The sequence below is a fragment of the Bacteroides fluxus YIT 12057 genome, from assembly GCF_000195635.1.
Classification (GTDB): Bacteria; Bacteroidota; Bacteroidia; order Bacteroidales; family Bacteroidaceae; genus Bacteroides; species Bacteroides fluxus.
Window position 1 is genome coordinate 1 of sequence record NZ_GL882674.1, and the last position, 4,349, is coordinate 4,349.

Genomic DNA, 4,349 nt, shown 5'->3' on the forward strand with positions numbered 1-4,349 from the left:
CTTTCTTTAGCGCAACCTTCACCTTTGCCAGCGCGTGGCGGAAGGTGCAGGCAACGGAACCACCGTTACTGTATGTATAATCCCGTGCCGGGGCGTGCAGTATATTCTCCAATGTCCCGAAACCGGAACGCTGGTCGGTGATGCTCACTTCACCGCTACCGGTGTTACTACCGATGGTGCAACTCACCGGATGCCATGCCGCAAGGTTTTCCTGCTGCTTGCTCCAATAGAGGGGTTCGCCATCGGCAATCATCTCACCGATACCGGCATCGCTTATCTTATACACTTTATGGTTCGCTCCGCCGTCCATGCTGATGGCTACGGGGTCGTTCTCCTGCCACGAGGTTTGGCCGTTCACATCGGTCGTGGCACGGGAGGCGGGGTTCGGGGCGGCGAGCCCATCCACGCTGGCGGTGAACGTCATGGGATATTTACCGTCCGGCAAGGTGATGCTGTCGTCCGTCACATCGCTGCACGAGGCGGCCATCAGGCAGGCAAAGGCCGCCACCGCCAAATGTCGGAATGGATTTGATTGGTTCATCATATCATTTTTCTGTTTTTATTATCATTTGTGCCACCGGCAGCGGCGAAGCTGCCCGTGTGCCACCCCTATGGGTTGCATCCTCCGCACATTACGCTTGTGTGCGGGATGGCTGAATTTCGTGCCCGGTTTACGGATGCGGCTTATTACATCTCGGCATCGCCACTGGCGCTACTACCGGACTCCCATTGCGCGATGGTACATCCGCTGACTGTCAGACCCTTCTTTTTGAGTGTGATGGTGTAGGTATATTGCTTTCCGGCTTCCAGATTGGGGGCGATCGTAGCACTGTTGGTATAGGTTTGTCCTCCTATTTTGGCGGTGAAAGTCAAAGGAGTGCCACTCTTGTCCTGCGGTAGCAGGATCAGGGTATAAGTGCGGGTCTTGGTGCTTTGGTTATCGCCATGAACAAGCCTGGTAATATCCCAATCAGCAACCGGATCTCCCGTAACGTCCGTCGTTCCGTCCGTAACCTTGAATGTACCTGTATGGGCAAGTCCGCCTAATTTATAAGTTCCGTCAGCAGTTCCCAAGATATCAGCTGCTTCGGCATCTGTAAACCCGTGGTCGGTACTGGCTTTAACCACTAACTTTAGCTGTGCCATCTTATGTTTGAACTCATTACTTGCCGAAAACGATACCGTAGGATTACCTTTTGTGGCCGTCGCACCGCTGGCAAACAGGAAATCGATGGATGCCTGCTTCTCTGCGGTATTGTTATCTCGGGTATTAACCTCGACAACACCTTCAGTTCCCGGCAGCGTGGCTGCATCCGCGCTTGACTGGTACGGATAGTAAGCAGCAAAGGTCACCGTTTCCGATGCATCCTGAAAAAAGATTCCTTTTCCTGTTTCGGCGGAAAAATCACTGCTTTTACCACTGGTTTGCGCCGTGTATTCCACATTCTTGTAACGGTCGGTCATGGCTGTCGTGCTTGTCGGTGCATGAGTTACCATGATGCCGATTTTGTCCGTACTCGCCGTCCATGTGTTGTCCTTGTTTACGGTACGTGTCACCGGGCCGAAAGCGGCTGAAACCCGTGCTTCCACCGGGCCGTTGTCTATCTCGTTCTCATCGTTGCTGCAAGCCGCGAGGGTCATTGCCGCCGCCGCGAGGAATAAATACTTTACTGTCTTCATTGTCTGAAAAATTATTGTTATTACTTTTTTGTTCTTCTTTCTATTTCCGGATTATTCCGCATCCACGTTGCCACCGTCGGCTTCCTCCCATTTTGAGATGGTGCATCCGGTGACTGTGATACCCGTCTTGTGGAGCGTGACGCTCATGTTATACTGCCGTCCGGCTACCCACTCGTTCTTGGCTTCCGAGTCGCCTGCATCCGCATTGGCAGCGGTGAAGTCGAGCGTTGTGCTGAAAGTCTGTATCCCGGTCAGCTCTGCGGTGAAATCCAAGCCACTGGCGAATGTCTGGGGGAAGAAAATCAGCGTATAGGCAACGGTTTCGTTCTTGGTGTCCACCACGAATGGTGCATTGTAGGCAGGATCCGCGCTATTATTGGCAAACTCCCATCCGGCGGTCGAGGCGTCTTTCGTTGCAGTCGTTCCATCGGTGATATTGAACGTTCCCTCGTGCTTGAAGCCTTCCAGCAAGAGTACGGCGGCTTTCACCTCGTCCAGGCTCACGTCAGCACCTTTTTTGATTGTCAGCACGAGTTTCGCCATCTTGTGGCTGAACGTGAAAGCCACATTGGGCTTTGCCTTGCTGCCTGTGGCTGTGGCATGGAGGAAGTCGAAATTCTTCTGGTCGGACTGTCCCCATGTGTCGGCGGAGATTTCGGTTACGCCTGCTCCAAGGTCGTTCCACGGGTAGTAGGCGGTGAAATTCACGGTGTTGTCGTCCTGATAGTAGATTTCTTTGCCCGGTGTGGCTACCGTGAAGTTGCCGTCGCCGTTGGTGGTCTGATACGTCACGTTGGTATAGGTCTTGGTGCCGGTGATTCCGATCTGGTCATCGCCTTCCCACGACGTATCAAAGGCGCGTGTCTGCGCCCCGATGGAGGCGGAGAACAAAGCGCGGCTGTCGCCGGTGTCGATCGTGGTGTTCTCGTCGTTGTTGCAGGCTGCCAGTGCGATGGCAAGTGTTCCCAATAATAAAACTTTTGTTTTCATATTCATTAAGTATTATAGTTTGTTCTTTTTTCGTTATCTGTCATTCTCTTTATTGTCCTTCTCCGTTCACTCAATGCGCGTCCGTGTTTCCGCCGTCCGCCTGCTGCCAGCCCTCGATGCTGCCTGTCATGCCGCTTTCCATTGGTAACCGCAGGTTGCCGGTCAGCATCAGCGGCGTATTGTCGTCGTGGAAGTGACTCGTCTGTTCCGTGAGATCGCTCACAATGCGTTGCGTGTCGCCGTTGCTCAAAACGATGTCCACCTTCAGCGTCTGCCGTTCTGTCGGAACAATACCCATCAGACGGAACGACGCGCGACACTTATTCCCGTCCACCGTGAACGTACCCCTTACTTCCGCCGCTGTTCCCTGCCGTTCGCCCTTGCGGATATCTACCGAGCGTTCCACGCCTGCAAGCGTGCCCGTGACGGTGGATATGTGGTCGTAATCGCCTTCGGTCACCGTCAGTTCCATATTCACCTGCCGCACCCATTGCCGGGGCTTGGCCGTGATGCGCAGCGTGTCGTCCGCCTCCACGCAGATGGTTTCGCTCAGCGAAAAGAGGTAGCCGGGCATCGGCTTGATGCGGCTGCCGGCGGCACGTGTCCCGTTATCCTCGTCCACCGAAGCGATGTCGCCGCTTACGGTGATGCCGTTGGGTATATTATATGCCATCAGCGAGTGTTCGCCCAGTTCGGAAAGGCGTTCCACCGTGTTGGTCGTTCCGCTTACGGTCTGCTCGTAGCCGTCCACGTTCAATATGTAGTTGTCCGCCACTGCTTCGGGCGGTAGGCTGCTCCAGTCCATCTGTACCACGATAGCCCCCTTGTCGGGATGCGGCGTGTCGTGCAGTTCGTCCTTCACGCAGGAAGCCAGCATCGGCAGCAGCGCCGATGCAAATATTAGCACCTTTGCCATGCCCTGCAATTTTATGATTTGAATAGCACGTTTGTCCGTGCGGTTGTCCATTTTATCCATGTGAACGGTATTTTTTATCATTGATTAAACTTCCATACCAGTGTGATGCCTAATTGGTTGATGCCCCAATAGTCCTTGCTGTCACTGCCTTCGCGCACCCGGACGCCGTCCGTCATCTTGTACTTGTCATATTCGGCACGGGTATAGCCGATGCCCGCATGGAAATCCAGACTTAGTGCCCGGTTCAGCTCCAGCAGATAACCGCCCGTGATGCCGCCGCCCTGATAGTCGCCCTGCCTGCCCGTAGCTCCGAGCTTGCAGTTGAACTCGCCGATGTGGTACATGACACCGAGGTAACCCCGGTTTTCCTTTCCTATATAATAGCGTACTTCGGGCGATACCTTCCAGAGGGCATATCTTCTGTCTTTTCCGCTCCATGACCACGACGTCCACGAGCCGTTCACGAGGATACCCACGTGGCAGCTGACGCGCCATTCGATACCGAGGTCGGGAGTGAGCGTTGCCCAGCGCAGCAGGTTGGCACGAAGGGCGAGAGTATGGCCGTTTTTTTCCACGGCGCCGGTTTCCTCTGCTGCTGTCACTTTCTCCGTCGCAGCCGCCTTTTCCATTGCCGGTGCTTTATCTTTCATCGCAATTTCCGCTGCCTTGTCTTCCATTGCGTTTTCCCCTGCCTCTTCATTCCCCGCACGGGTAGCGGCAGGGACTTCCGTAGGATGCGGGACGGTAACCCGTACCGTCACCC

Annotated in this window: 5 protein-coding genes; all 5 read right to left on the minus strand. The window is 54.6% G+C overall.

Annotated elements, in window-relative coordinates:
- Nucleotides 1–544, minus strand: a 544-nt coding sequence (locus HMPREF9446_RS12565) for a fimbrillin family protein (RefSeq protein WP_009126057.1), incomplete at its 3' end; no start/stop codon positions are given.
- Nucleotides 545–687: 143 nt separating this feature from the next.
- Entirely contained in the window at nucleotides 688–1,680 is a 993-nt protein-coding gene (locus tag HMPREF9446_RS12570; protein ID WP_009126059.1) for a fimbrillin family protein, read from the minus strand.
- Between the two features lie 51 nt (nucleotides 1,681–1,731).
- The gene (locus HMPREF9446_RS12575) at nucleotides 1,732–2,670 is read right to left on the minus strand and encodes a fimbrillin family protein (protein WP_148345816.1); all 939 of its coding nucleotides are present in this window, start codon (nucleotides 2,668–2,670) and stop codon (nucleotides 1,732–1,734) included.
- Between the two features lie 70 nt (nucleotides 2,671–2,740).
- Nucleotides 2,741–3,646, minus strand: coding sequence for a hypothetical protein (locus tag HMPREF9446_RS12580; RefSeq protein ID WP_148345818.1), 906 nt, complete (start codon nucleotides 3,644–3,646; stop codon nucleotides 2,741–2,743).
- Nucleotides 3,647–3,663: 17 nt separating this feature from the next.
- Nucleotides 3,664–4,349: DUF3575 domain-containing protein (locus tag HMPREF9446_RS12585; protein WP_245532278.1), on the minus strand; the 686-nt coding region annotated here is incomplete at its 5' end.